Below are 25280 nucleotides of genomic sequence, written 5' to 3'. Positions count from 1 at the left end.
GCAAGCGCCTTCAGGCCTGAGGCCGCCCTCCGAGAATCGTCACCCGCTCGCCATAGCGCGAGTGCGGGAAGTAATCCCACACCGCGTGGTGCTGGGTACAACGGTTATCCCAGAACACCAGCATGTTCGGTTCCCAGCGCACGCGACAACTGAGGCAGGGTTCGCGGGCGATCAGATCGAACAGCATATTCAGCACGGTGCGGCTCTCGCCGGGCGAGAGTTGCACGATATGCGAGGTGAACCCGGAATTGACGAACAGGCTGCGACGTCCGGTTTCAGGGTGGCGAACCACCAGCGGGTGCTCGCTTTTCGGAAGATTGGCGGGCGGCTGATAGCCTTTCCACGGAATCTCGCCATCGTGAATGGCTGTCAGCCCGCCGAGAAACTGCTGCATCGCCGGCGAGAGCATTTCAATGGCCAGGTGCATGTTGGCAAACAGCGTGTCGCCGCCGGTGCCGATGGCGGGTGTCTCCTTGACGTACAGCATCGAGCCCATCGACGGCTCCAGATCAGCGGTGCCGTCGGTGTGCCATAGCTCGCCCGCAGCGAAACGCGATTGGGCGTTGGCGCGCACCACGACCAGTTCCGGGTCATCGCCATCAATGCTGTCCACCGGCAAGGCGCGCAAAGGACCGAACAGTCGGCCGAATGCCTTGTGCTGTTCGACCGTCAGGTGCTGATCGCGAAACACCAGCACGTGATTTTCCAGAAAGGCCCGGCGGATTTCCGTCAACTGCTCGGCGCTGAGTGGTTGCGACAGATCGACACCGCCGACCTCGGCACCGATGATCGGTGTCAGGCGGTTGACCGTGATGCTCTGATACGGCGCACGCACGGCGCCTGCGATGCCTTCTATGGCCTTGAGTGCCATTTGATCCATGATCCCTCACCTTGAGTTGTTGGCATGGCCGGTCACCATGCCCGTGGTTCGTCTGCGGGTACTTCAGCCCCGCCTGAAAATCCTGTCGTTAACGTTCAGCCCTTTATCGAAGACAGGTCGGCATTGATCATCTCGGCCATCACCTGCGCCCAGGGCGCTGCGACAATACCGTAGTGATCGGTGTCCAGTGCTTGGCAGCTCAGCATGTGCGGTAACAGCTCTTGCCAGGCCCGCTGTAGATCGGCGATCCGCCAGGCGCTGCCCATGCCATAAGGATTGGGCTGCGTGGCGATGAACAGCCGCACTGGAGTGCGCAACAGCGCTTCGGGCTGATAGCCGGCCATGCTCGCCATATTGTTCTGGCAGCAGACAATCAGGCTTTGCAGGTAACGCGATGCGTCTTCGCTGGCCGTGCTGGTGGCCGTGTCGAGGCTGCGCCGTGCAGAAAACTCGCGCTGAAAGACCTGCTGAATCTGCGCTTCGCCAATCTGCGCCAGCTCGTGACCCGCATCCGGCGCGGGGGGATCGATCAGGTACAACAATGGCTGCTCGCAATCCTCCGTCAGCAGGCTGCACATCGCCTGCGTCACCCACGCGCCGAACGACCAGCCGGCCAGCCGCCATGCCATGCCGTCGGGGTGATGGGCCTGCAACGCCTCGAGATACAGCTGCGCTCGCTCATTCACGCTGATGTTCGGCAGGTCGGGCAGGCGCAAGGCCGGATCGGCGATCACCCACACGCCCAGATCAGGGTGCAGCGCCGAGGCCAGCTCGCGGTACGCCTGCACGTCGCCACCCACCGGGTGAATCAGATACAGGCGCTCGCGCCCCGCGCCCGCATGCCACTGATCGATCCTCACCGCATCGGCCCACTGGTTTTCGTCCGCAACCGTTACGGCCCCTGACGTCTGCACCAGCGCCAACACCTCGGCCAGGCTGACTTTGTGGCTGAACTGCGACAACTGGAAGACCACGCCGGTCGCGGCCTGCAGTTCGTCGATCAGGTCCAGCAGGGTCAGGGAATCGGCGCCCAACTCATAGAGCGAGGCATCCGGCTGCAGCGCACTCACACCGAGCCATTTGCACAGGCAGTCATGCAGATGCTCGGGCAGACGGTCCGGCCCTTCAGTGTCTGCCGTCAGCGCTGGCGCAGTATCGGCCAGGGTTGAGCCTGCGCTGTGGCGAACCGGGTAAAACTGTCGCGCCGTCGCTGGATCGGTGGTCGAGATCAGCAACTGCGGCAGTTGAGCCGTCATGGCTGCATCGAATACCCGGCAGCCCTCCTGCGCCGACATGCCGACCGCCAGATGCCGCTGGTGCGCGTCATCCCCGACGCCACTGGCAGCGGCCATGCCGACATCGCGCCAGATGTCCCAGTTAATGCCCAGACGCACACAGCCATTTTCGGCATGCGGGCGGTAGTGGGTGAAACCGTCAAGCACGGCACTGGCGGCGGCGTAGTCCAAGTGCCCGGCGCCACCGAACAGTGCCGACATCGAAGAGCAATACAGGACGAACCCCGGAGTCATCTTTTCGATCAACGCTTCGACCGCCAGCATGCCGCGGGTCTTGCTGGCCATCGCCTCAGACAGCACCTGAGCATCGCGCTGACGGATCAGGCTGCCCGCTCCGGTGCCGGCCGCGTGAATCACGCCGTCAAAGTGCCCATAACGCTCACACAAGTGTTCAAGCACCGTGGGCCAGCGCGCCAGGTCGGCGATATCCGCAGCGATGCTGTCGATGCGCGAAGCATAGGCGTGCAGTTCTTTCGGACACTCGCCACCTCGCGACAGCAGCACGACCCGCCGCTGGCTGGATTGCAGCAGGTATTCACACAAGGTACGTCCGATGCCGCCTGTACCGCCGAGCACCAGCAACGTGCCGTTCGCCGGCAGCAGATTCGAATCCCCCGTCGGAGCCGCCAGCGGACTGACCGACAGCTGAGGCTGCCACAGATAACCATCACGAATGGCCATGCGCCGCGGCAGCGACGCCGGTTCGGCCAGCAGCGCCGCCAGGTGCCGAGCCTGAACGCTCAACTGCGCCGTAGGCAGGTCTAACCAATGACAGCGTATCGGGAACTCCTGCGGGGCCACTTCGGTGATACCGGCCAGCGCCGCCAGTTCAGGGCGCATGACCTGGCCGTTCACCGGGCACGCTTGCCAGGACAACAGCCAGAGCCGCAGAACGCTCTTCTGTGCGTTCTGCCCCCAGGCCTGCAACAACGCGCTGAGCGTATCCAGACAAGCCCATTGCGCGGCCGCCAGGCTTTGCTCGTCAACCGCTCCGCCCACCGACAGCGGCAAGGCATGCAGCCAGTCCAGTTCGCTTGCCGTCTGCCCATTCTGATCGAGCGTAGCGATCAATCGACCGAACGCCACTGGGTCCAGCGGGTCGAGTTCATAACGATTCGGGCCAAGCTGCTGGTAGCCATTGCCGGCCTGCACCTCGATGACATGCCGATAGACACCCTGCAGACTGCCAAGCGTGGTGGCATCCAGACGTTCATGGCTGCACACCACCAGCACTTCACGACCCTCGCCAGTCGGTTGTGTACGCAGACGGTTTACCCGCTGCCACTGACGCTGATAGAACCAGTCCGCCAGCGGCTGGCGCTCGACGGCTGACGACTTCTGCAGTTCGGCGCGAGCGGCCGGTTTGAAACGGAAGGTCTGCAGATCGAATGCCGACGGAGGCAAGTCCCAGGGTGGCGGCGTCGAACCGGTCGACCCTTCGATGCTGTCCCCCGCATACCAGGCGTCCAGCAGGGCCTGGGGCGAATGCTCGCTGGTGTTCACTCGCACGTCCGAAAGCGTCACCTGCTTGATCGACGCGGCTTGCAGGCGCGGTGTCTGACCGGGCTGGCAGATCATTGCGAAGCGCCAGGGCAACGCGCGTCGACCGTTTTGCAGGTAACGCAGCAGCGCAGCCTGCTGCTCGGGAAAGGCGTTGAGCCAGGCTTCAATCGCCAGCATGTCCCGCTCCAGGGCAGTACGGCTGTGCGCCGACAGCAGCAGGCACGCCGGGAAATCCTCGACGCGGTCTGTCTGCTGCGGCGCGGCGCCGACAATCACATGCGCGTTGGTGCCACCGATGCCGAAACTGCTGACCCCGGCCAGACGCCGACGCCCCTCGGGCCAGGGCCCGGAGGTGGTGGGTATGTAGAACGGCGAGTGCTGCAGATCGATTTGCGGATTGATCCGGGTAAACCCCAGGTTGGGTGGGATCACCCCGTGAAACACGGCAAGCGTCGCGCGAATCAGCCCGACCACGCCGGCAGCCGCGCCCAGATGCCCCACCTGGCTTTTCACTGAGGCCAGCGCGCAACTGGCGGCTGGTGCCGCGCCGAACGCTTTGGTCAATGCCGCCACTTCAATCGGGTCGCCCAACAGCGTGCCGGTGCCGTGAGCCTCGATGTAGCCCATGTCGGCGCCATTGACCCCGGCCTTGCGTAGCGCCTCGCTGATCACTGCGCTCTGCCCCGCCACCGATGGCGCGGTGTAACTCATCTTGGCGCGGCCATCGTTGTTCAGCGCAGAGGCTTCGACCAGCGCGTAGATCCGGTCGCCGTCGGCCTGGGCACGGTCCAGCGGTTTGAGTACCACCACCCCGTAACCGCTGGCACCGATGGTGCCGCTGGCGTCGTCACTGAACGGACGGCACAAACCGTCGCGGGAAAAAATGTGCTGCGGGCGATAACGATAGCCATCGGTCAGGGTCGGGTCGATCAGCACCCCGGCGGCCAGCATCACGTCACTGTCGCCCTGACGCAGCATCGCCGCCGCCAGGTGCACGGCAATCAGCGAACTGCCGCACGCCGCCTGAACGCTGAGTGCCGGCCCGCCGAGGTCGAGGTGGTAAGCCGCCTTGGTGGCCAGAAAGTCCTTGTCGTGGTGCAGCGCCATCTGAAAACCGTCGGGCAGATCGCCCTCGGCAGTTTCGCGCAGCATTTGCTGGAAATACGTGGTTTCGCCGCAACTGGCGATCAGGCCGATGCGCGGCCCGTCGACGTTGGGTGTCAGCCCGGCATGTTGCAGCGCCTGCACGCAGCCCATCAGCAGGTGCCGCTGTTGCGGGTCCATCAGCCGCGCTTCCTGCAGACTGATGCCAAAATAGTCGGGATCGAAATCCAGCAGGCCGGTCAGTTGACTGCGCGCACCGACCAGCCCCTCGGCAGCGTCGAACCGCTCGATGCCCAAGCCATTTCCTTGAACCATCGCCCAGAACTCGGCAACGTTGCTCGCCCCGGCCACATTCACCGACATGCCGATGATCGCCATGGGTTGTTGGCCAGCCTTGGCGACTCGCTCATTGCCCTTCCCAGCACCGGGCAGTTGCCCTGCCGGTACGGAGAGATGCTGCGCCAGGCGGCGCACGCTGACATGCTCGAACAACGCGGCCATTGCCACTGGCTGCGGCAGTGCTTCGTTGAAGCGGGCATGCAGGCGCATCAGGCCGAGGCTGGTGGCGCCGGCTTCGAAGAAGGTCTGATCAGGCTCGATGTCGCGACCGATGACCGCCACGAACAACTCGCTCAATTGCTGTTCAAGCGCACTCAACGGTGCCGCAGGCAGCCCGGTGCGTTGCCGTTGCAACACCTCGCCGAGCTCACCCAGCGCCTTGCGATCGATCTTGCCGCTCGGTGTACGCGGCCAGGCGTCGACCCGCCGGTACTCGTCGATACGCACATGCGCCGGCAGGTGCAGGCTGATCTGTCGATCAAGCTGTTGTGCATCGGGCAGCGTGCCTTCGCTGCGCAACCAGGCCACCAGACGGGGCGGCTCAGCCTGCATGGCTACCACCGCGTTGCTCACCTGAGCGACCTGCAACAGCGCGGCCTCGATCTGCCCCAGTTCTATACGCTGACCACTGATTTTGATCTGCTGATCGTCCCGGCCCAGGTAGTGCAGACAGGCGTTTGCATCAGCCCGCGCAAGGTCGCCGGTGCGATAGAACAGGGTCATGCCCTCTGGCTGCGGCAGCTCGACAAAGCGCGCGGCATTCAGCGCCGGGTCAGCGAGGTAGCAGCGCGAAATCATCGGCCCTGCCACCAGCAGATAGCCCTGGCTGCCACGCGGCACCGGCCGGTCGTGTTCGTCCACCAGCAGCAGGCGTGCATTACTCACTGCCCGCCCGATCGGCGCGCGCAGCGGCCAGTCCTGAACCGCCGCAGGCAAACGCCAGGCGCTGACCACGTGGGTTTCGGTCGGGCCGTAATGATTGAACAGCCGTGCCTGCGGCATGCCGCCGAACCAGTTGCGCAAAGCCTCGGTGCACAGCAGTTGCTCGCCCGCCGTGATCACTTCGCGCAACGCCTGCGGATACACGCCCTGGCTGACAGCGGTCTGCGCCAGATGCTGCAAGGCCACGCAGGGCAGGAACAGCCGTTCGATACGCGTCTGCACCAGATAGCTCAGCAATGCCTGGGCATCCTGCCGCCAACGCGGGTTGATCAGGTGGTAACAACCCCCGCCGCAGAGGGTGCTGAAAATCTCCTGAAACGACACATCAAACGACAGCATGGAGAATTGCAGGGTCACTGACTTCGCGGGTAACTGCCCCTCGTTGCGCTGCCAGTGCAACAGATTGCAAAGGGTTCGGTCCGGCACCTGAACCCCTTTTGGTGTCCCCGTCGAACCGGACGTGAACAGCGTGTACAACGGTCGTTGACCCGCATGACGGCGACGCTCGAACGGCCGTGCCGCAGCGCTCAGGTCGACCCGATGACAGACCTGTCGGTCTGCGTTCAACTGTTCCAGTGCCGCCTCGGTGGTCGCGCTGTACAGCACACAGCCGGGTTGTGCCTGCTGCATGACCTGGCGCTGCACCGCCAGCGGATAGCCAGGGTCCAGAGGCACCGCCGTCAGGTTGAGCCTGGCCAGCGCCAGCAAGGCCACGATGTGCTCGACCGAAGCTTCGAGGTACAGGACCACTTGCAGCGGCGCATCGTTATCCTCCGGCAGCGGGCACTGCTCGATCAGGGTGGCCGCCAGCGTATCGGCCAGTGCATCCAGTTCGACGTAGCTGATGCACTGCTGATTGTCGACCAGTGCCGGAGCATCCGGTGTGCAACTCACCTGGTAGGCGAACCAGTCGGCCACGGTGTTGAACGGTGGCTCAGCGCTGTCGCCCTGACTGGCGGGCGGCAGGCTGAAGCGGTAAGGCGCGAGCAGCGCATCAAGGGTCGCCGACGGTTTCTCCAACAGCAGATCAAGCCCCTGCTGCAAGAGCTGATTGACGGCGACCATTTGTGCCGCATCAAAATAACAGCACTGGTACTCCCACCAGCATTCCAGCTGCGACCCGGCATCGACCACCAGCAAAGTCAGCGGGCACTTGGCCTGCACCGTCTCGTTGAATTCCAGCGTGGCCCGCAGGCCGGTATGGGCCAGCCTGGCGTAGTCGGTGTTTTCCAGCACGAACATGAAATCGAACAGCGCACTGCTCGACGACAGCCGCAGGTCTTCCACCAGGTCCGCCAGCGCGACGTCCTGCAAAGCCAGCACCTCACGCACCGTGGCGGTCTGCTGATGCAGTTGCTGGTCGAGCGCCTTGTCGCCGTCGAACGCCGTGGGGATCAGCACGGTGTTGGCGAACATCCCGATTGCGTCTTCGAATTCGCTCAGCGGACGGTTGGATACCGGGCTGGCGATGCGTGGCCGTTCACAGCCGGTCAGGGCGTAAACGCTCCAGGCATAGACGCTGAACAGCACCTCATAACGAGTGACGCGCTGGCGGCTGCAGAACCGATCCAGTGCAGCACTGCGCGTGGCTCCCAGCGGCTGACGATAGAGCCGTGCCTGCGGTCCAGGCTCGCGAACCGGCAGCATCGCGGGCGAAGGCGCCGGGTGCTGACGGTGCAACCCGGCCAGGGCGCGACGCTGATCGCGGTAACGCGGGTCGACACGCCATTGCCGTTGCCAGAGGGCAAACTCCAGCGTGCCCAGACCCGGCGAAGGCTCGGCACTCGACCGCCCCTGCAGCGCATCGTCGTACAGCTGCACCAGGTCATCGAACAACAGGTTCATCGACCAGCCATCAATGGCCACGTGATGCAGGTTCAGCAGCAAGCGGCAGCTGCCATCGGCAAACGGCAACAGCCAGGCCTTGCACAGCGCCGACGTCGCCAGATCGAAAGGTGTGTCGAAGACCAGGGCTGCAAAGCTGCGCCAGGTCTGTTCACTGAACGCCCCGGTGGCAAAGGTCTGGCACACCGCGTCCCGTTGGTGAACCTCCTGATGCAGCCCGTCGGCAGCGGACACGAACGCCGTGCGCAGCCCGCTGTGCCGGGTCAGCAGGCGCTGCACGGACTCGGCCAATGCGCTCAGCTCGACGCCCGCTGCCAGGTGCAGGATGATTGGCACGTTGTAGGCCGTCGCCAGCGGAGTGCGCTGCTGCATCAGCCACAGGCGACTCTGCTCGGCAGTCGCCGGCGCACGCCCTGAATGGTTGACGGGCGGCGCGGGCGGATAGGCAGACGCCGCACCCTGCTCATCACCAAGGCGCTCGGCCAGTGCCGAAAACGATTCGCTCAGCACCGCACCCAGCGTGATCTCCCGCCGCCAGTGGGTGCGAATTGCCGAACGCAGACGCATGGCCTTGAGCGAGTCGCCGCCGCTGCCCAGCCAGTCATCCTCGCCGTTCAGCTCAGGTTGCGCCAACAACCTGCGGGCCTGAGTCAGCAGCCAGTCAAGCGCGGGCGAGTGTTGCTCGTCTGCACGCGAACCCGCCTGCGGTCGCCACGGTTTCAAGGGCTGCTCCAGCAGCGCACGCTGATCGATCTTGCCATTGGCAGTCAGTGGCAGGCGCTGCAGCACAAACAGTTGATGCGGGCGCATCCATACCGCCAGGTTGTCACGCAGGTGCTGGTCGAAATCGCGATAGTCCAGCGCCTCGCGCGGCACGATGAAGGCCAGCAACTGGTGGTCTTCAGCCGCCTGCCGTCGCGTGCAGACGTGCACCTGCGCCACCTGCGGGTGCTCCAGAATACGCTGCTCGACCTCGCCCGGCTCGATGCGAAAACCGCGGACCTTCACCTGACGATCAATCCGCCCCAGGTACTCGATCAGCCCGTCGGCATTGACCCGCACCTGATCGCCGGTTCGGTAATGCAGTACATCCCCGGCATCGATTGTCGGCAGGCGCAGGAAACGCTGTTCAGTCTCGGTCGGACGGTTGCGGTAACCGCGTGCGACCCCGCTGCCGCTCAGGTAAAGCTCACCCGCCTCGCCACTGGCAACCGGGCGTTGTTGCGCATCAAGCACCTGCACGCCGGTGTCAGGCAATGGCCGACCGATCGGCACCGCGTCCCCGGCAAAGTCGCGGGGGATCGGATAGCACACGGCGAAGGTGGTGCATTCGGTAGGTCCGTAGACGTTGAAAATCCGGCAACGGCTATCGGGATTGGCCTGATACCAGGCACGCACCGCTGCGGCGCTGACCTGCTCACCGCCGATCAGCACCTGGCGCAGGCTGGCGAAACAGGCGGGGTTATCTGCGCTCAAGGTGTTGAACAGCGAAACGGTCATGAACAGGCTATCGACCTGCTGCGTTTCCAGCACTCTGGCCAGTTGCTGTGCGTCCTGCAGGTCTGCGTCGGCAATGATGACGCAGCAACCGCCGTTGAGCAGCGGCGCCCACAGTTCGAAATTACAGGCGTCGAACGCCGGGTTGGACAGGCAGGCCACGCGCTCGCCTGCGCGAATGTCGAGGCAACTGTCGGTCTGGGCCAGACGCAACAGGCCGCGCTCCCCTACGTCCACGGCCTTCGGGGTACCGGTGGTGCCCGAGGTGTAGAACAGGAAGCTCGACGCGGCGAAGTCCTCGGGCAGCGGCTGTGCTGGCTGATCGGGGAATTCCAGCAGGGCTTCGACGCTGACGTACCAGCCACGTTGTGGCGCTGCCAGGCTGTCCGCGTCTTCGCCGAGGGTCACCAGCCCGACGCAACCTCCGTCGTCGAGCATCAGTTGTCGACGCCGGGCCGGGCTGGCCCGATCCAGCGGCACCACCACAGCCCCGACTTTCAGCACGGCCAGTATCGTGGCGACCCATTGCCAGCAGCGCGGCATGCACAGGGCAATCGGATCCGCAGGGCCGGTGCCTTGTGCCAGCAGCCCTTTGGCGATGCGTTCACTGGCGCTGGCCAGTTGCGCGTAGGTCAGCCGTACCTGTCGGTCGATCACGGCCAGCGCTTGGGGATCACGGCGTACCTGCTCGGCAAAACGCGACAGCAGGGTCTGGGGGTTGCGGGCGTTATTTTCCGCGTGCCGGTTCATCATTGCGCCTCCTGCGTGTCGAAACGTTGCAGCTCTTGCCTGAGCGTCTGCGAGACCCGATGCACCTCGGCGCTTTCCAGCATGTCCCAGTGCCCGCCGTGAACCAGCCGGGCTCTGTAACCGTTGCCCGCGCGACGACGCCAGAAGCTGCGCAGCTCATGCAACTGCGTGCGGGTAAAGCCTTCGCGAGCCTGAATCAGCACGATGCGCCCGGCTTGCGGCGCGCACTCGTATGCGGCCATGGCCAGGCGGTTGTGGTTGTAGAGGTGGAAATACCGCTCGACCTGCGCGTCTTCGATGCCGGGGTACATGCCGTTGAAGCGCACCAGCTTGTCGCGAAACTCCGCCATGTCCACGGTCCCGATCTGTTGCCGAAACCCCGGATCATCCGAGCCTTGAGTGTCGAGCAGCACCACCGACACCTGACGATGGCCGGCAGCCGTCAGACGGCGGGCCATTTCGTACGCCACCAGGCCACCGAACGACAGCCCGGTGAGCACCAGCGGTTGTGAGGTCAACGCCGCGATCCGCCGCAAATAGGCGTCGGCCATCGCTTCGACGCTCGGCTCGGTGCTCTCTCCGGGGTTCAACCCTGGCGATTGCACACCGTACACACCGATGCTTTCCGGCAGTTCCTTGGCCAGCGACAGATAGCAGAACGCCGTGCCCCCCGCCGGGTGAATGCACACCACGTTGCGTTGCCCGGCACCGCGCCGGAATTCGATCAGGTTGTCATGTGCCGCGGCCAGGCTGGCCCCACTACGCAGCCAGCCGCCCAACGCCTCGATGGTCGGGTGGCCGAGGATCACGCGCACAGGCACCTCGACGCTGAACGCCCGGCCAATTTCGTAGGCCATCTTGATCGCCGCAATCGATGTCCCGCCGACGTTGAAGAAGTTGTCGCGAATACCGATCTGCGGCACTAGCAGCAGGTCTTTCCAGATCTGATACAGGGTCAGCTCGATATGGTCACGGGGGCTGCCGAGATTGACCTGCCGGTCGGCCAGATCCTGATCGGCCAGTGCCGCAAGGGCGGCACGGTCGACTTTGCCATTGACCGTCAACGGTAAGGCGTCCAGCCACAGAAACGCGCTGGGCATGACGGCGCTGGACAGAGTCGTTGCCAGGTGCGCACGCAGTGCGGATTCGTCCACCGTGCTGTCGGTAACGCAGCACGCCACAAGGCGCTGGTTCTGCGCCGTATCACCGACGATCAACGCCACACTGGTGCGAATACCGGGGAACAGGTCCAGCCGCGCTTCGATTTCACTCAGTTCCAGGCGAATGCCGCGCAGCTTGACCTGAAAGTCGTTGCGACCGAGAAACTCCAACTGACCGTCCGGGCGATAACGCGCCAGATCGCCGCTGCGGTACAGCCGGTCACCGGCAACGAAGGGGTTGTCGATAAACCGTTCGGCGGTGAGCTCGTCCTGCCCCAGATAACCCCGTGCAACGCCGACACCACCAATGTGCAACTGACCGGTGACCCCGGCCGGCACCGGCGCATCACGCTCGTCGAGCACGTAAAAACGGGTGTTGGCAATGGGTCGGCCGATGGGCAATTGGCGTGGCGGAACGTCAGCACCAGGCTCCAGCGTCCAGACACTGCTGATCACTGTGGTTTCGGTCGGACCATAGACGTTGTGCAGGCGGGCATGCGGCAGACGCTCCTGAAACAGCCTGGCGACTGCGGGCGACAGCTCCCCACCGCCACTGAACACATCCTTCAGGGAGAGACAGGCGCTGACCTCTTCGACCTCCAGAAACAGTTGCAACATAGCTGGCACGAACACCATCGCGGTGACGCTTTGTTCGCGCACCACCTGCGCCAGGTAACCGGGTTCGAAATGCCCGCCGGGACGGGCGATGACCAGCCTGCCCCCGGTGAGCAACGGCCAGAAAATCTCCCAGGCCGAGGCGTCGAAACCGAATGGAATCTTGTGCAGCATACTCCCGTGTTCGCCGCAGAATTGCTGACACCACAGCAGCAGGTTGCTCAGCCCGCGATGCGTGACCATCGCCCCCTTGGGCAGCCCGGTGGTGCCGGAGGTGTAAAGCACATACGCCAGGTGGTCGGCGTTCACACCGACACGCTGCGGCTGCGGATTGTCCGACGGGCACTCGGCCCAAAGCACGGCATCGGCCTGCACGTCGAGGATCGGCACTTCACAGTCCGCGCCTTGCAGGGCCTCGCGCAGGATCTTGCGCGTCGGCCCTTGGGCCAGCAGCACTACCGGGGACGTGTCATCGAGAATATGCCGCAGGCGACCCGATGGATAATCCGGGTCCAGTGGCACATAGGCGCCCCCGGCCTTGAGCACCGCCAGCAAGGCCACCGGCAGTTCCAGCGAACGTTCGATACACACCGCCACGCGCACATCCGGGCCGACGCCGAGGGTGAGCAAGTGATGCGCCAGGCGGTTGGCCTGACTGTTGAGCTGGCTGTAGCTCAGCGATCGACCTTCGAAGATGACCGCACACTCGGCCTGCCGACGCGTGACCTGAGCTTCGATCAGGCGATGCACGCAATCGAGGGGCTGGGCCAGCGGTGCCGGGCTGTTCCACGCATGCAGTATCTGTTCGCGTTCGGCATCGCTGATCAGCGTCAGTGCGCCGACAGGCTGCTTGGGGTTCAGCGCCACCTGTTCCAGCAGCTGACGATAATGCCCGCTCAGACGCTCGATGCTGGTCGGGTCGAACAGGTCGGTGTTGTATTCCACCAGCAGGCTCAGCACACCGTCGCGCTCGACCCATTCGAACGCCAGGTCGAACTTGGCCGTGGCGCTCCCGGTGCCGTATGGGGTCATGCTCAGGCCCGGCATCTGTGCGGCGTTGCCTGGGGTGTTCTGCAACACCATCATCACCTGAAACAGAGGCGAATACGCGGTATCGCGTTGCGGGTTGACGGCTTCCACCACGCGGTCGAAAGGCACGTCCTGATGCGCATGGACATCCAGCAGAGTGGTGCGCACTTCGCGCAACAGCTCGGCAAAGGTCTGCTGCGGATCGAGACGCTGGCGAATCACTTGAGTGTTGACGAAATGGCCGATCAGCGGCTCGATTTCTGGACGGCTACGGTTGGCGAATGGCGTACCGATGCACAGGTCCCGCTGACCGCTGTGGCGCCAGAGCAGGACCGACAGCGCGCCGATCAGCACGTTGAACAGCGTGCCTTGGGTCTGTCTGGCCAGCGCGTTGAGCGCACGCAGGGTGGTGCCGTCGACCGTCGAGCTGAAGGTCGCCCCGACGTAGCGCTGCACGTTCGGACGTGGCCGGTCGGCAGGCATGTCGAGCAGCGGCGGCGCGTCGGCCAGCGTGCGCTGCCAGAACTCAAGTTGCCCGGCCAGCGCCTCGTCGCTCAGCCGCTGTTGCTGCCAGCAGGCGTAATCAGCGTACTGCACCGCCAGCTGCGCCAGACTGGACGCCTGACCGCGCAGAAAATCGCCATACACGGTAGTCACTTCCTGAAGGATCACGCCCATCGACCAGCCGTCGGCGATGATGTGGTGCACGCTGTACAGCCAGAGGTATTCCTCATCGGCAAGGCGCAGCAGCGAGGCCCGCAGCAACGGGCCGCTGGCCAGGTCAAACGGCGCTTTGGCCTCCTGCTCCACCGCCATGCTGACGTGCGCATCGCGCGCTGTCGGCGACAGGTCACGCAGGTCGACACTTGGCATCACCAGCGGCATCGCCGGGTGCACGAGCTGCCGTGGCTCGCCGTCCACGCTGGCAAAGGTGGTGCGCAATATTTCATGGCGCATGATCAATTCGTTCAGCGCCCGCTCCAGCGCCGACACATCCAGCACGCCTTTCAGCAGCACCGCAGTGGGCACGTTATAGAACGCATTGCCCGGTTCCATCTGATCGAGAAACCACAGCTGGCGTTGTGAAAACGACAGCGGAACAGCCGTTTGCCCGGCAGCACACCGAGGGATCGCGGCGGGGTCGGTGCCGCTCAGCAAGGCAATCAGTTCTGCCTTGTGCTGCTTGAGCGCCTGCAACATCTCGTCATTCAGAAACCCGCGCGGCGCCTTGCAGCGCAGTTTGTCGCCGTCCACTTCAAGCACCACGGCGTGGCGACCGAACAACTCCAGCAATTGATAGGCATTCATATCTCTATCTCCTCCATGTCGCTGGCGTCGTCCGTTTGATCCGCAGCAGAAGCGAACGCCTCGACCTGCGCGCGGCGTTGTTCGTCGGCAGTGCGCAGGCCGCCCACCATCGAGTAAATCAACTGATGATTCGGGCCCAGGTCGAACAGGGCCGACAATTGCTGCTCTTCGAGCGAGCCCATGCCACACAGGCCAAGGCCCTGCTCCACCGCCGTTATGCTCAGCAATTGCGCCATGCCACCGGCTTCGATATGACAGAAGTCGCGACTGCGCTCGCCATACAGCGGCCGGATCGCGGCCATGTCGGCGATGAAGAACAGCGAGAACGCGGCGTTTTCATACACCGGTCGGTTAACGAAATAATCGTAGGTGTCCGGGTCGAGCGGCTCGCTGTCGAGCATCAGCAGGCGGTGCTCAACCGGGTCGTAGTAATAGGCGCCGGCAGCAACGCCGCTGACCCGCTGCGGTTTGACATACAGGTAGCACTGGATCGGGTACAGACCGCCTGCGGACGGGAACTGGTATTTGACCTCGCCGTGCAGTTGCCCCTGCGCCAGGCTGGCCAGTAACCCGGCAAACGCCTCGGTCGGAATGGGCCCCTCAGCGAATTGGCGTACCGAGCGGTAATCGCTGAAGCGTCGCGCGAACGCCGGATCATCCGGACGCGCAAGATTCAGCGCCGCAACCTCTTGGGTGAAAGTCCGCCGACCGCGCTGGTCGGCCTTGAAGCGCGCCCGCTGCTGCGGATCCTCGATCACTTGCTCAGGCAAACCCGCGCGCTGCCGAACGCTGTCGACCACACTGCCGTTGGCCAGATTCCGGCGGTACATGCCGAGCAGGTTGAGCAGGGTCGGCTGCGCCAGCAGTTGCGCAACGTTGGGACGGAATTGCAGTTCGCCGGACAGCGCATTACTGATCCTGACAATGTCGATCGAGGTGGCGCCCAGGTTGAGCAAATTGGCGTCGGCAGCGATCGACGGGCGCTTGAGCACGCCCTGCACGATCATCACCAGTTGTTGCTCCTGTGGCCCCTCCACTTCCAGCGCAGGACCGGCATCCTGAACCTGCGCTGGCTCCGGCAGGCGCTTCTTGTCGACCTTGCCGTTGGCCGACAGCGGCCATTCCTGCACGAAGGTAAACGACGTCGGCACCATGTAGGCCGGCAGTTTGTCTGCCAGGTACTGGACAAAATCACTGGCCTGCAACGAGGGATCGGCCTTGAGTATGTAGCCCGCAAGCCGCTTCTCGCCCAGCGCTTCGCCGAGCACCCGCACCACGGCGCTCTGCACGCCGGGATGGCGATTGAGCGCCGCTTCGATCTCGCCCAGCTCGATGCGATGCCCCTGGACCTTGACCTGGGTGTCTTCACGCCCGAGAAACTCGATATTGCCGTCAGGCATCCAGCGCCCCAAGTCGCCGGTCCGGTACAGACGTTCGCCGGTCAGCGGGTGGGCGAAGAAACTGCCGGCACTCAGGGCTTCATCACGCCAATAGCCCTTGGCCAGGCCGATACCGCCGATATACAACTGGCCAGCCACCCATGTCGGGCGAACCTGCAAGGCGTCATCCAGCACATAGAAGCGCTGGTGATCCAGCGCCTTGCCATAGGGAATACTGCGCCACGCGGGGTCGACCTGCTGCAGCGGATACTGGATCGACCAGATGGACGCTTCGGTCGCCCCGCCAAGGCTGACCAGTTGCAACGCCGGCTGCAGCGCCCAGGCACGCTCGGGCAGCGTCAGGGGAATCCAGTCGCCTGACAGCATCGCCACGCGCAGGCACGACGGCAACGCGCTGCGCTCGCTTTGCACATACTCCAGCAACATGCCGAACAAGGCTGGCACCGAACTCCACAGGCTGACCTGATGCCGCTCGATCAGCGTCAGCCAGTGCGCCGGGTCGAGGGCTTGCTGCGGTTCGAGCAGCACCACCGCTGCGCCAGCGGCCAGCGTGCCGAAGAAGTCATAGACCGACAGGTCGAAACTCAACGACGAAACCGCCAGCACCCGGTCCGTAGCACCGACGGCAAAGCGCCGGTTGATGTCGAGCAGCGTATTCACCGCACCGCGATGATCGATGACCACGCCCTTGGGCAGGCCGGTCGAGCCTGAGGTGTAGATCACATAGGCCAGATCGTCCGGGGTGAGACGCACGGCGTGCAATTCGGACTGATCGGAAAGGCCATCGTCGGCAACGATCGGATCGCTCACGCTGATCACCTGGACCTGCGCGGGCCACTCGACACGTTGCAGCAGTGCCGGCTGAGTCAGCGCCAGGCTGGCTTCGGCACGTTGCAGAATGTGCTCCAGACGCTCGGTCGGCAGTGCCGGGTCGAGCGGCAGGTAGGCCCCGCCGGCGTACTGGATCGCCAGCGTCGCGACGACCTGTTCCCAGCCACGTTCCATGACCACCGCGACCAGTTGATTAGGCACCACGCCGCGACGCTGAAGCAGCGCCGCCAGTTGCCGCGCTTCGGCTCGCAGCTGGTGATAACTCAACTGACGCTGGGTGCCGATGACCGCCAGCGCATCCGGGGCAGCGAGTGCCTGGCGATCGAACAGCTCGTGCATCAGCGCCGAGTCGGCGGGGCTGGCCTCGGGCACCGGCAAGCGCGCCCTCGGTATCAGCTCCACCGTGCCAGCGTTCCAGGCATCGGCGTCCAGCAGGCGATCCAGCAGCGCGTTGTAGGCGACGAACATCTGCTCGATCAGGCCTTGCGGAAACAACTCGTCGATGCTGTCCCAGTTGAACAGCAGGCGCCCTTCCAGCTCCAGCAACGTGTGGTCAAGCCAGACCTGCGGGGTTTGGGTGATGCTGTGCATATGCTCGGCATTCAACGCGTCGGCAAGGTTGAATTCGGCCAGTTCCGGCGCAGCTTCCGACAAGGTGCTGTTGAACACGATCGGCATGGCGGTCTGCTGCACGCCTCGGGCCTGGGACAGTTCACGCAGCACCCGCACGCCGCTGACCACCGAATGGTCGATGTCTTGCCACAACCGTGCCTGCACGGCACGCGCCTTGTCGATGAAACTCGCGGCCCCGTCGAGACTGACTTCAAGCAAGACCAGCGAGGTGAAGTCACCGATGATCTCATCGACATCCGGGTGCAGCGGCATGCGATTGAACAGCGGCAGACTCAACGTGAAGCGCGGCTGCCGACTCCACAGCGACAGCACCTCACTGAACGCGGTCAGCAGCATCACCGATGGCGTCACGGCAAATTGCCTGGCGAGTTCCTTGAGCCGTGACCACTGCGACGCTGAAAGCTCGCGGTCGCGGCGGGTAAAGTGCGGCTGGCTGATGCTTTCCGGCTGGCACACCAGCGGCAGGTCCGGCGCAGGTGCCAGCGTGGCAACCTTCTCGCGCCAGTAGTCCAGTGCCTGTGCGTAGCGGCTGTCATTGCGCAAGCGCTGCTCGGCCAGCACGTAATCGCGAAAGGTCAGCCCCGGTTCGGGCAGTTGCAACTGCGGGTCGGCATAAAACGCCATCAGCTCGCGCGCCAGAATCTGCGTACTCGCGGCGTCGACGATCAGGGCGTCAAGGCTGATGTGCAGATGGCTGATGCCCTCATCGAGCAACGACAGGCTGAACTCGAACAACGGCCAGCGACTGGCGTCCAGCACCTGATGGGATTGACGTTCGCGGGTGACTTGCAGGGCCTGCTGCGCGGCGGCGGCAGACAGGCCGCGCAGATCGTTGCGTGGCATATGATAGGTCGGCACGCTGTCGAGAACCTGCTGCGTGCCATCGCCAAGGAACACCACGCGCAGCATGTCGTGCCGCAGGATCATGCGGTTCAGCGCCTGCTCGAAACGTGGTACGTCGAGGCCGGGGATGCGCAGCTCTTCATAGCCATGGGCACTGACCCCGCCGAGGCTGACCGACGCTTCGCGGCCAAACCAGTACGCCTGCTGGATATCGGTCAGCGGAAACGGCGCGTAACGTGCGCTGCGATCGGCTTCAATCGGGGCAAAGGGTGTGTCGAGCGAAGGCCCGTCACTCCGCCCGAGCCGCACCTGCTCGGCCAGGTCCATCAGCACCGGCGTCTTGAACAGGCTGCTCAGGGACAGCTGCGCGCCCATGCGCTGGTTGATCATGTAGATCATCCGCGTGGCCAGCAGCGAGTGCCCGCCCAGTTCGAAAAAGTTGTCGTGAATGCCGACCTGCTGGCACTTGAGCACCTCGGCCCAGATACACACCATCTGCCGCTCGGTCTCGTCGCGCGGTGCCACATAGGCACTGGCGGCCTGCCGCTCTGGCACTGGCAGCGCCTGACGGTCGAGCTTGCCGTTACGGGTCAGCGGCAATTGCGCCAGCGCCACCCAGGCCGTAGGCACCATGTGTTCCGGCAGGTGGCGGTGCAGCTCGGCACGCAGCGTTTCGGCGGTTGCAGGCCCCACCACGTAGGCCACCAGACGCTTGTCGCCCGGCACATCTTCGCGCAACAGCACCACCGCTTCCCGCACACCGGGTTGCTGGTGCAGGAGGCTGTCGATCTCGCCCAGTTCGACGCGAAAGCCGCGCAACTTGACCTGCTGGTCGATGCGTCCCAGGTAGTGCACGTTGCCGTCGGCCGCAAATCTCGCCAGGTCTCCGCTGCGGTACATGCGCGCACCGGGCTGCAGGTTGAACGGGTCCGGCAGGAAGCGTTCGGCGCTCAAGTCTGGACGATTCAGATAACCACGGGCCAGGCAGGCCCCGGCGATAAACAACTCGCCCGCCACGCCGACCGGCACCGGGTTCAGGTCGCCGTCCAGCACATACAAACGCGCATTGGCGATGGGCCGGCCAATCGGCGGTGCGTCCGGCCACTGCCCGGCGGCGTCACAGTTCAGGCTGAACTGGCTGACCACGTGGGTTTCGGTCGGGCCGTACTGGTTGTGCAGTTGCGCACCGCCAAGGCCGCAGACAAAGGCACGCAGTTCGTCATTGACGAGCAACGCCTCGCCAGCGGTGATGATTTCGCAGCCGCCCTTCGGCAAAGGCATCGGCACCGACGCGTCGGTTTCAGTGAAGCTGGCCAGTTGCTGAAGCACGGCAAACGGCAGAAACGCCCGTTGTACATCTTCGGCCACCAGCGTCGGACGCAGCGCGGCGAGGTCTTTGCGGCCGGCTTCGCTCATCAGCACCAGGCTGCCACCCTGGCACAGCGTGCTGCAGATTTCCTGAAACGACACGTCGAAATTCAACGACGCGAATTGCAGCACGCGTTGTGAAACAGGCGTCTGTTCCAGTTGCCAGGCGATCAGGTTATCCAGCGCCGCACGACTGTGCGCCACGCCCTTGGGCCGCCCGGTCGAACCGGAGGTGTAGAGCACGTAAGCCAGGTTGCCGGGGCTGACGGGGACTTGCGGGTTGGCCTCGGAATACCCAGACAAGCGCTGCGCTTCCACGTCGAGGCAGCAGATCGGCAGCGTGTCGGGCAACGGCGGCAGACCGGCACGCAGTGCAGTCTGGGTCAGCAGCAGGCTTGGTGCGGCATCCGCGAACATGAACGCCAGCCGCTCGGCCGGGTATGCAGGATCGAACGGCACGTAAGCGGCGCCGGTCTTGAGAATGGCCAGCAGGCCGATGACCATCTGCGGTGAGCGCTCCAGACAAAGTCCCACGCGCTGCTCGGGCCTCACGCCCTGCTCGATCAGGTAATTCGCCAACCGGTTGGCAGACTGATTCAGCTCGGCGTAAGTCAGCGCTCGCTCATCGGCCAGCAACGCCACGGCATCGGGTGTGCGCTGCGCCACGGCTTCGAAGCGCTTGACGCAATCGGGCTGCGCCGAGGTATCGCGTTCGGTGCGGTTCCAGTCGTGAACGATCCGTCGATGCTGCTCGGCGTTGAGCAGGTCGAGCATCGCCAACGGCTGTTCGCTGTCCTCGACCATCTGCGTGAGGATGCGGCGCAGGTATTCGCCCATCTGCACCACGGTCTCCGGCTCGAACAGCCCCGACGCGTATTCCAGGCCGCCGACGATTTGCCCGTCACGTTCGCTGAGTGCCAGTTGCAGGTCGAATTTGGCCACTGGCTGGACGCTTTGCAGCACGCTGACGTCGAGCCCGGACAACTCCAGATCCGAATCCTGATGCTGCTCCCAGGCGAACAGCACCTGAAACACCGGGCTGTAAGCCAGACTGCGCGGCGGGTTGAGCAACTCCACCACTTGATCGAACGGCAAGTCCTGATGTTCCTGAGCGGCAAGCGCAACGCTGCGCGCCTGTTGCAGCCAGCTGGCCACCGTCGGGCTGCCGGCGCGGGTCATGCGCAGGGCCAGAGTATTGACGAAGAACCCGATCAGCCCTTCCAGCTCCTGCTGGCTGCGGTTCGCCGAGGGCACACCGATGACCACGTCATCCTGCCCCGACAGGCGCATCAGCAACAGCGACCAGGCCGCCAGCAGGTTCATGAACAACGTGGTGCCCTGCTGCGTAGCCAACACTCGGAGCCGTGCCGTCAGCGCGCGGTCAAAGACCAGCGGCACGAAGCCGCCGCGGTAATCCTGGGCGGCCGGACGTTTGTGATCGGTGGGCAACTCCAGCAATAGCGGTGCACCGCTCAGGGTTTCACGCCAGTAGCGCCGCTGCGCATCCAGCACCTCGCCGGACAGCCACTGGCGTTGCCAGGCCGCGTAATCCACATACTGAACAGCCAGCGGCGGCAGTGGCAGGGACTGCCCGTGCGCGGCCGGTTGCTGAATAGCCGCCTCATAGAGCAGCCCCAGTTCACGGGTCAGCACGCCCATCGACCAGCCATCCGAGACGATGTGGTGCTGGGTCAGCAATAACACATGATCGTCGTCGGCCAGCTTGACCAGGCTGACGCGCATCAACGGCCCCACCGCCAGGTCGAACGGCTTGCTGCCCTCTGCGTCGATCAACGCCAGCAAACGCGCCTGGGCATCGTGCTCGCCACGCAAATCGGTGACTGATAACGGAATGATCGTCTCCGCAGCGCAAACGCGCTGCCGCCCTTCTCCCTCTAAAGCGAAAAACGTGGTGCGCAGAGCCTCGTGGCGGGCCACCAGCTGATTGAAACTGCGCTCCAGCGCGGCCACTTGCAACGGCCCGCGCAGGCGCAGATTCAAGGGCATGTGGTAGGCCGCATTGCCGCCTTTCATCTGCGCCAGAAACCACAAACGCTGTTGGGCAGACGACAACGTGTGTGCTCCGCTACGCTCTACAGCCGTGATCGGTGGGCGAGCGTTGCCCTGCTGCGCGGTGCTCAGTCGTTCGGCGAACTGCTGCAGCACGGGGGCGGTAAACAGGGATGAGGGTGACACCTCAAGATGCAGTGCCTGCCGAACCTTGGCCAGCACGCGCATCACCAGCAGCGAGTGGCCGCCGAGTGCAAAAAAGTGATCCTGGCGACCGACTCGCTCGACGCCCAGCACCTCCGCCCAGATGGCCACGAGGGCCGTTTCCAGCGCGCCTTGCGCGGCTTCGAAAACGTGCCGATCGAACGCGTCGTCCCCCGGCTCGGGCAATGCGATGCGGTCCAGCTTGCCATTGGCGGTCAGCGGCAGCGCGTCCATACGCACGAACGCAGCAGGAATCATGTACTCCGGCAGGCTGAGCTGCAGATGCTGGCGCAGGCCCTTGGGCGTCAGCGCTGCGCCGCTCTGTTCGTGAAAGTAGGCAATCAGCCTGGGCACGCCCGCACCGTCTTCACGCAGCACCACCACGTTGTCCCGCACAAGGGCAACCTCGGCCAGACGCGCCTCGATTTCACCCAGTTCCAGGCGCAGGCCGCGCAGCTTGGCCTGCGAGTCGTTGCGCCCGAGAAACTCCAGATGGCCGTCAGCTCGATAGCGGGCCAGATCGCCAGTACGGTACAACCGCTCACCGGCCACGAACGGGTTGTCGACGAAGCGCTCGCGGGTCAGTTCCGGCAAATTCAGGTAGCCACGCGCTACCCCCGCGCCGCCGATGTACAGTTCGCCGGTCACGCGCTGGGGAACCCGCTCGCCAGCGGCATCGAGCAGGTAAATCCGCGTATTGGCCAACGCCCGCCCGATGGGCAGCACCGCATCGACATGGCTGTCGGCCTCGAACTCGAAACAGGTGCTGTCGATGCTCGCTTCGGTAACACCGTAGGCTTGGACGATTTGTACATGCTCGCCACACAACCTACGCAGTTGGCGCGCGCTGTGCGCTGTCCAGATGTCCGAGCCGCAAACCACCGTGCTCATGAACGACAGGTCGCGCCCCGCCTCCTGCACCCAGGCCAGCAACGGGTTAAGCACCGCCGGCACGAAGTCCGCAAAATCGATGCGCGCCTCGCTCATCAGACGATACAGCGCAGGCGGGTCCATCAGCGTGTCACGCGGGCAGAGCACGAGCGTGCCGCCAAAACCCAGCGCGCGGATCAGGTCGGCGCTGAACACATCGAAGGAAAACCCGGCCATTTGCAGGTGATTGAGGTGCTTGTGCAGCGCGTACAACGGCTCCCAGGCAGCGCTCACCGCGATCAGCCCACGGTGCTCGACCATGACCCCCTTGGGCGTCCCGGTGGAGCCCGAGGTGTAGATCACGTACGCCAGATGGCGGGACGTCAGACCAACCGCGTGCGGGTCAGGGTTGTGCGCCGGCTGCGCTGCCCATAGTCGGGTATCGGCCAGATCGAGCACCTGCGTTGCGACCTCGACCTCCTCCAGCGCCGCCAGCAACGCCGCGCGCGCCGGAGCGTGGCTCAGCAGCACGCGTGGCGCGCTGTCTGCCAGCATGTGGGCCAGGCGGGCTTTCGGGTACGCGGGGTCCAGCGGCACGTAGGCACCGCCCGCCTTGAGTACCGCGAGCACGCCAACCAGCATGTCCAGCGAGCGCTCCAGGCAAATCCCGACCCGCACATCCGGCCCGACACCAAGGCTGCGCAGGTAGTGGGCCAGGCGGTTGGCCTGGGTATTGAGCGTCGCATAGTCAAGCGTGTCCAGCCCGAAGCGTGCCGCGATAGCACCAGGATTGCGCTCTGCCTGGGCTTCGAAAAGGCCATGCACACACTGGTTTTGGTCAAAGGGTTGCTCTGTATCAGGATGAGCGAAGCCCGTCCCGCGCGAGGAAGATTTGTCGACCATCAGGAATCACCGTCCGTGAGCAGATTATTTTTTTATGAGCAGACGGGAGCGCAGAGCAGCAAGCCCGTCAGGCACGGCATGAGCAATGCCGGATGAACATCGAGACTCAGGGAGAAGGTGCGGCGCGGGCTCTCGGGCTCATGTCATGACCTGACATGCAAGCGCTCGGGGGGATCGCAGAGGGATGACAGACGAACGCGGCACGGCGCGACTCGCCTACAGAAAGGGGGATGGCTGGCTCGTTGACGAGACTGATCGCTCTGCCCTTGGAACTGACGTTTGCATACCGCGTGACCAATTGAAACCTCATCTTCCGTTTGAGGGTCAACGACGGGGAACGGCCTGCGCCGGGGTGTCAGCGCCAGGGTGGACCCGATCGGCTGTGACTGCGGAGTCTGTGGACCCGTGACAGCCATTGGCGCCGGGTTTTTGGCCCTGGACGCCCGGGATAATAACCACGATTTTCGGCGATGAGGCAAACAAAAAGTTACAAACCGCGAAAGTGTCCGTCAAACGGCATGACTGTCCAGCCGCCAGATCTGCTTCCAATTTCAGCGGCGGGCGGCGACTTTTCCAGGCATCCGATGCAATACTCGAAACCTGATTCACACGAGCCCGGCCTCCATGACCCTCACCTACCGACGACTGACTCCGGCCGATGCACCTGCCTATCGCGCCTTGATGCTCGAGGCCTATGAACGTCATCCAGACGCCTTTACCTCTGACGTGAAGGAGCGCGAAGTGCTGCCTGCCGAGTGGTGGAAAAAGAGGCTGGATGACAGCGCTGACGCAAGCGAAGTGGTGTTTGCCGCCGTTGAAGACGGTCACCTGCTGGGCGTCGCCGGCCTCTGCGTCGAAACCCGAAAGAAGGCCCGACACAAATCGACCCTGTTCGGCATGTATGTGCCACTGGCCCACAGGAACAGGGGCATCGGCGCTCAATTGGTACGCAGCGTGCTCGACCACGCCGAAACCCGTCCCGAGCTTCTGGTCGTCCAGCTCACTGTCACGCAGGGCAACGCCGAAGCAGTCGGACTGTACGAGCGCATGGGCTTCGTGACCTTTGGCCTCGAACCCCTTGCAGTTGCTGTAGGCACCGGGTTCGTCCCCAAGGTGCACATGTGGAAAGACTTGCGCGGGTGACCGGCCCACCCGGGTGACAAGCGCTTCAACAATCGAGCGCGTCAGCCGCTTCGGTCAGGGAGTCGACGATCACGTCCCAGTCCTGTGAGGCGGTCAGATCAGACGTCTGGCCTGGCCCGTGCTCGGCGGGACGTCGGACGAAAACGGTCTTGAAGCCATTCGCACGTGCGGCAGTCAGGTCGGCGTTATGCGCAGCCACCATGGCGACGCAATGCGGCGCCAGGCCCACTGCTTTTGCAGACTTCAGGTAGGTCTGGGGCATCGGTTTGTAGGTGCCGGCGATCTCCGCGCCGACGATGACGTCCCAGGGCAGTCCGCCGAATTTCGCCAGGTTGAGCATTCCGGCAATGTGTCCGTTCGATAGCGTACCGATCGAGAATCTGCGCTTTAATCGGGTCAGGCCTGCGACCGAGTCGGGCCATGGATCGAGCCGTTCCCAGGCCTTGTTCAGCTCGGCGAGCTCGGCGTCGGAGATGCTGCCGAAATCCACCTCGTGGCGCGCCAGCACGGTTTCGAGACTCTCCCGGTTGAGCACATCGAGTGTCACGTACGGGCGCTCACCCGCACGTACGCGCTGCATGGAAGGTTGATAAAGGCCGCGCCACTGATCGGCAAAATCAAGGGGGTCGACGTGCATGCCATGCCGCTGCAGAAATGGCGCAGCGGCCCGCGCCACGCCGTTTCGCCAGTCGACAACGGTGCCGAATACATCGAAACCGAGAAACCCTATCTGTTCCAGTCTGGCCATATTGCTCTCCCGAATCGTGCACAGTCGCTTATAGTTCTACAGAACTAGAACTATAGAACC

The 25280-nt window shown here is 64.1% G+C and carries 6 protein-coding genes; 1 reads left to right on the top strand and 5 read right to left on the bottom strand.

The features are described from left to right. Positions 1-10: 10 nt before the first annotated feature. From LIX91_RS16115 to LIX91_RS16100, 4 genes are all read right to left on the bottom strand, one after another. A complete protein-coding gene (locus LIX91_RS16115; RefSeq protein ID WP_003415804.1) occupies positions 11-880 on the bottom strand; it encodes a TauD/TfdA dioxygenase family protein in 870 nt (289 codons plus the stop codon). Positions 881-975: 95 nt separating this feature from the next. Then, positions 976-10158, bottom strand: a complete 9183-nt coding sequence (locus tag LIX91_RS16110; RefSeq protein WP_226488768.1) for a non-ribosomal peptide synthetase — start codon at positions 10156-10158, stop codon at positions 976-978. Next, a complete protein-coding gene (locus tag LIX91_RS16105; protein ID WP_226488767.1) occupies positions 10155-14267 on the bottom strand; it encodes a non-ribosomal peptide synthetase in 4113 nt (1370 codons plus the stop codon). The genes LIX91_RS16110 and LIX91_RS16105 overlap by 4 nt, the downstream gene beginning before the upstream one ends. Beyond that, positions 14264-23329, bottom strand: a complete 9066-nt coding sequence (locus tag LIX91_RS16100; RefSeq protein ID WP_226488766.1) for a non-ribosomal peptide synthetase — start codon at positions 23327-23329, stop codon at positions 14264-14266. The genes LIX91_RS16105 and LIX91_RS16100 overlap by 4 nt, the downstream gene beginning before the upstream one ends. A gap of 624 nt (positions 23330-23953) precedes the next feature. Here LIX91_RS16100 and LIX91_RS16095 point away from each other — a divergent pair. Continuing rightward, positions 23954-24472 carry a GNAT family N-acetyltransferase gene (locus LIX91_RS16095; RefSeq protein WP_003415800.1) on the top strand — a complete coding sequence of 173 codons (519 nt, stop codon included), beginning with the start codon at positions 23954-23956 and terminating at the stop codon, positions 24470-24472. 25 nt (positions 24473-24497) lie between these two features. Here the strand turns inward: LIX91_RS16095 and LIX91_RS16090 are convergent, their stop codons facing one another. Next, positions 24498-25220 carry a haloacid dehalogenase type II gene (locus LIX91_RS16090; RefSeq protein WP_004410551.1) on the bottom strand — a complete coding sequence of 241 codons (723 nt, stop codon included), beginning with the start codon at positions 25218-25220 and terminating at the stop codon, positions 24498-24500. Between the last annotated feature and the right edge of the window lie 60 nt (positions 25221-25280).

It is taken from the genome of Pseudomonas sp. B20 (genome assembly GCF_020515755.1).
Classification (GTDB): domain Bacteria; phylum Pseudomonadota; class Gammaproteobacteria; order Pseudomonadales; family Pseudomonadaceae; genus Aquipseudomonas; species Aquipseudomonas syringae.
The sequence above is the reverse complement of the archived record's forward strand: the minus strand, read 5'-3'. Positions and strand labels throughout refer to the sequence as shown.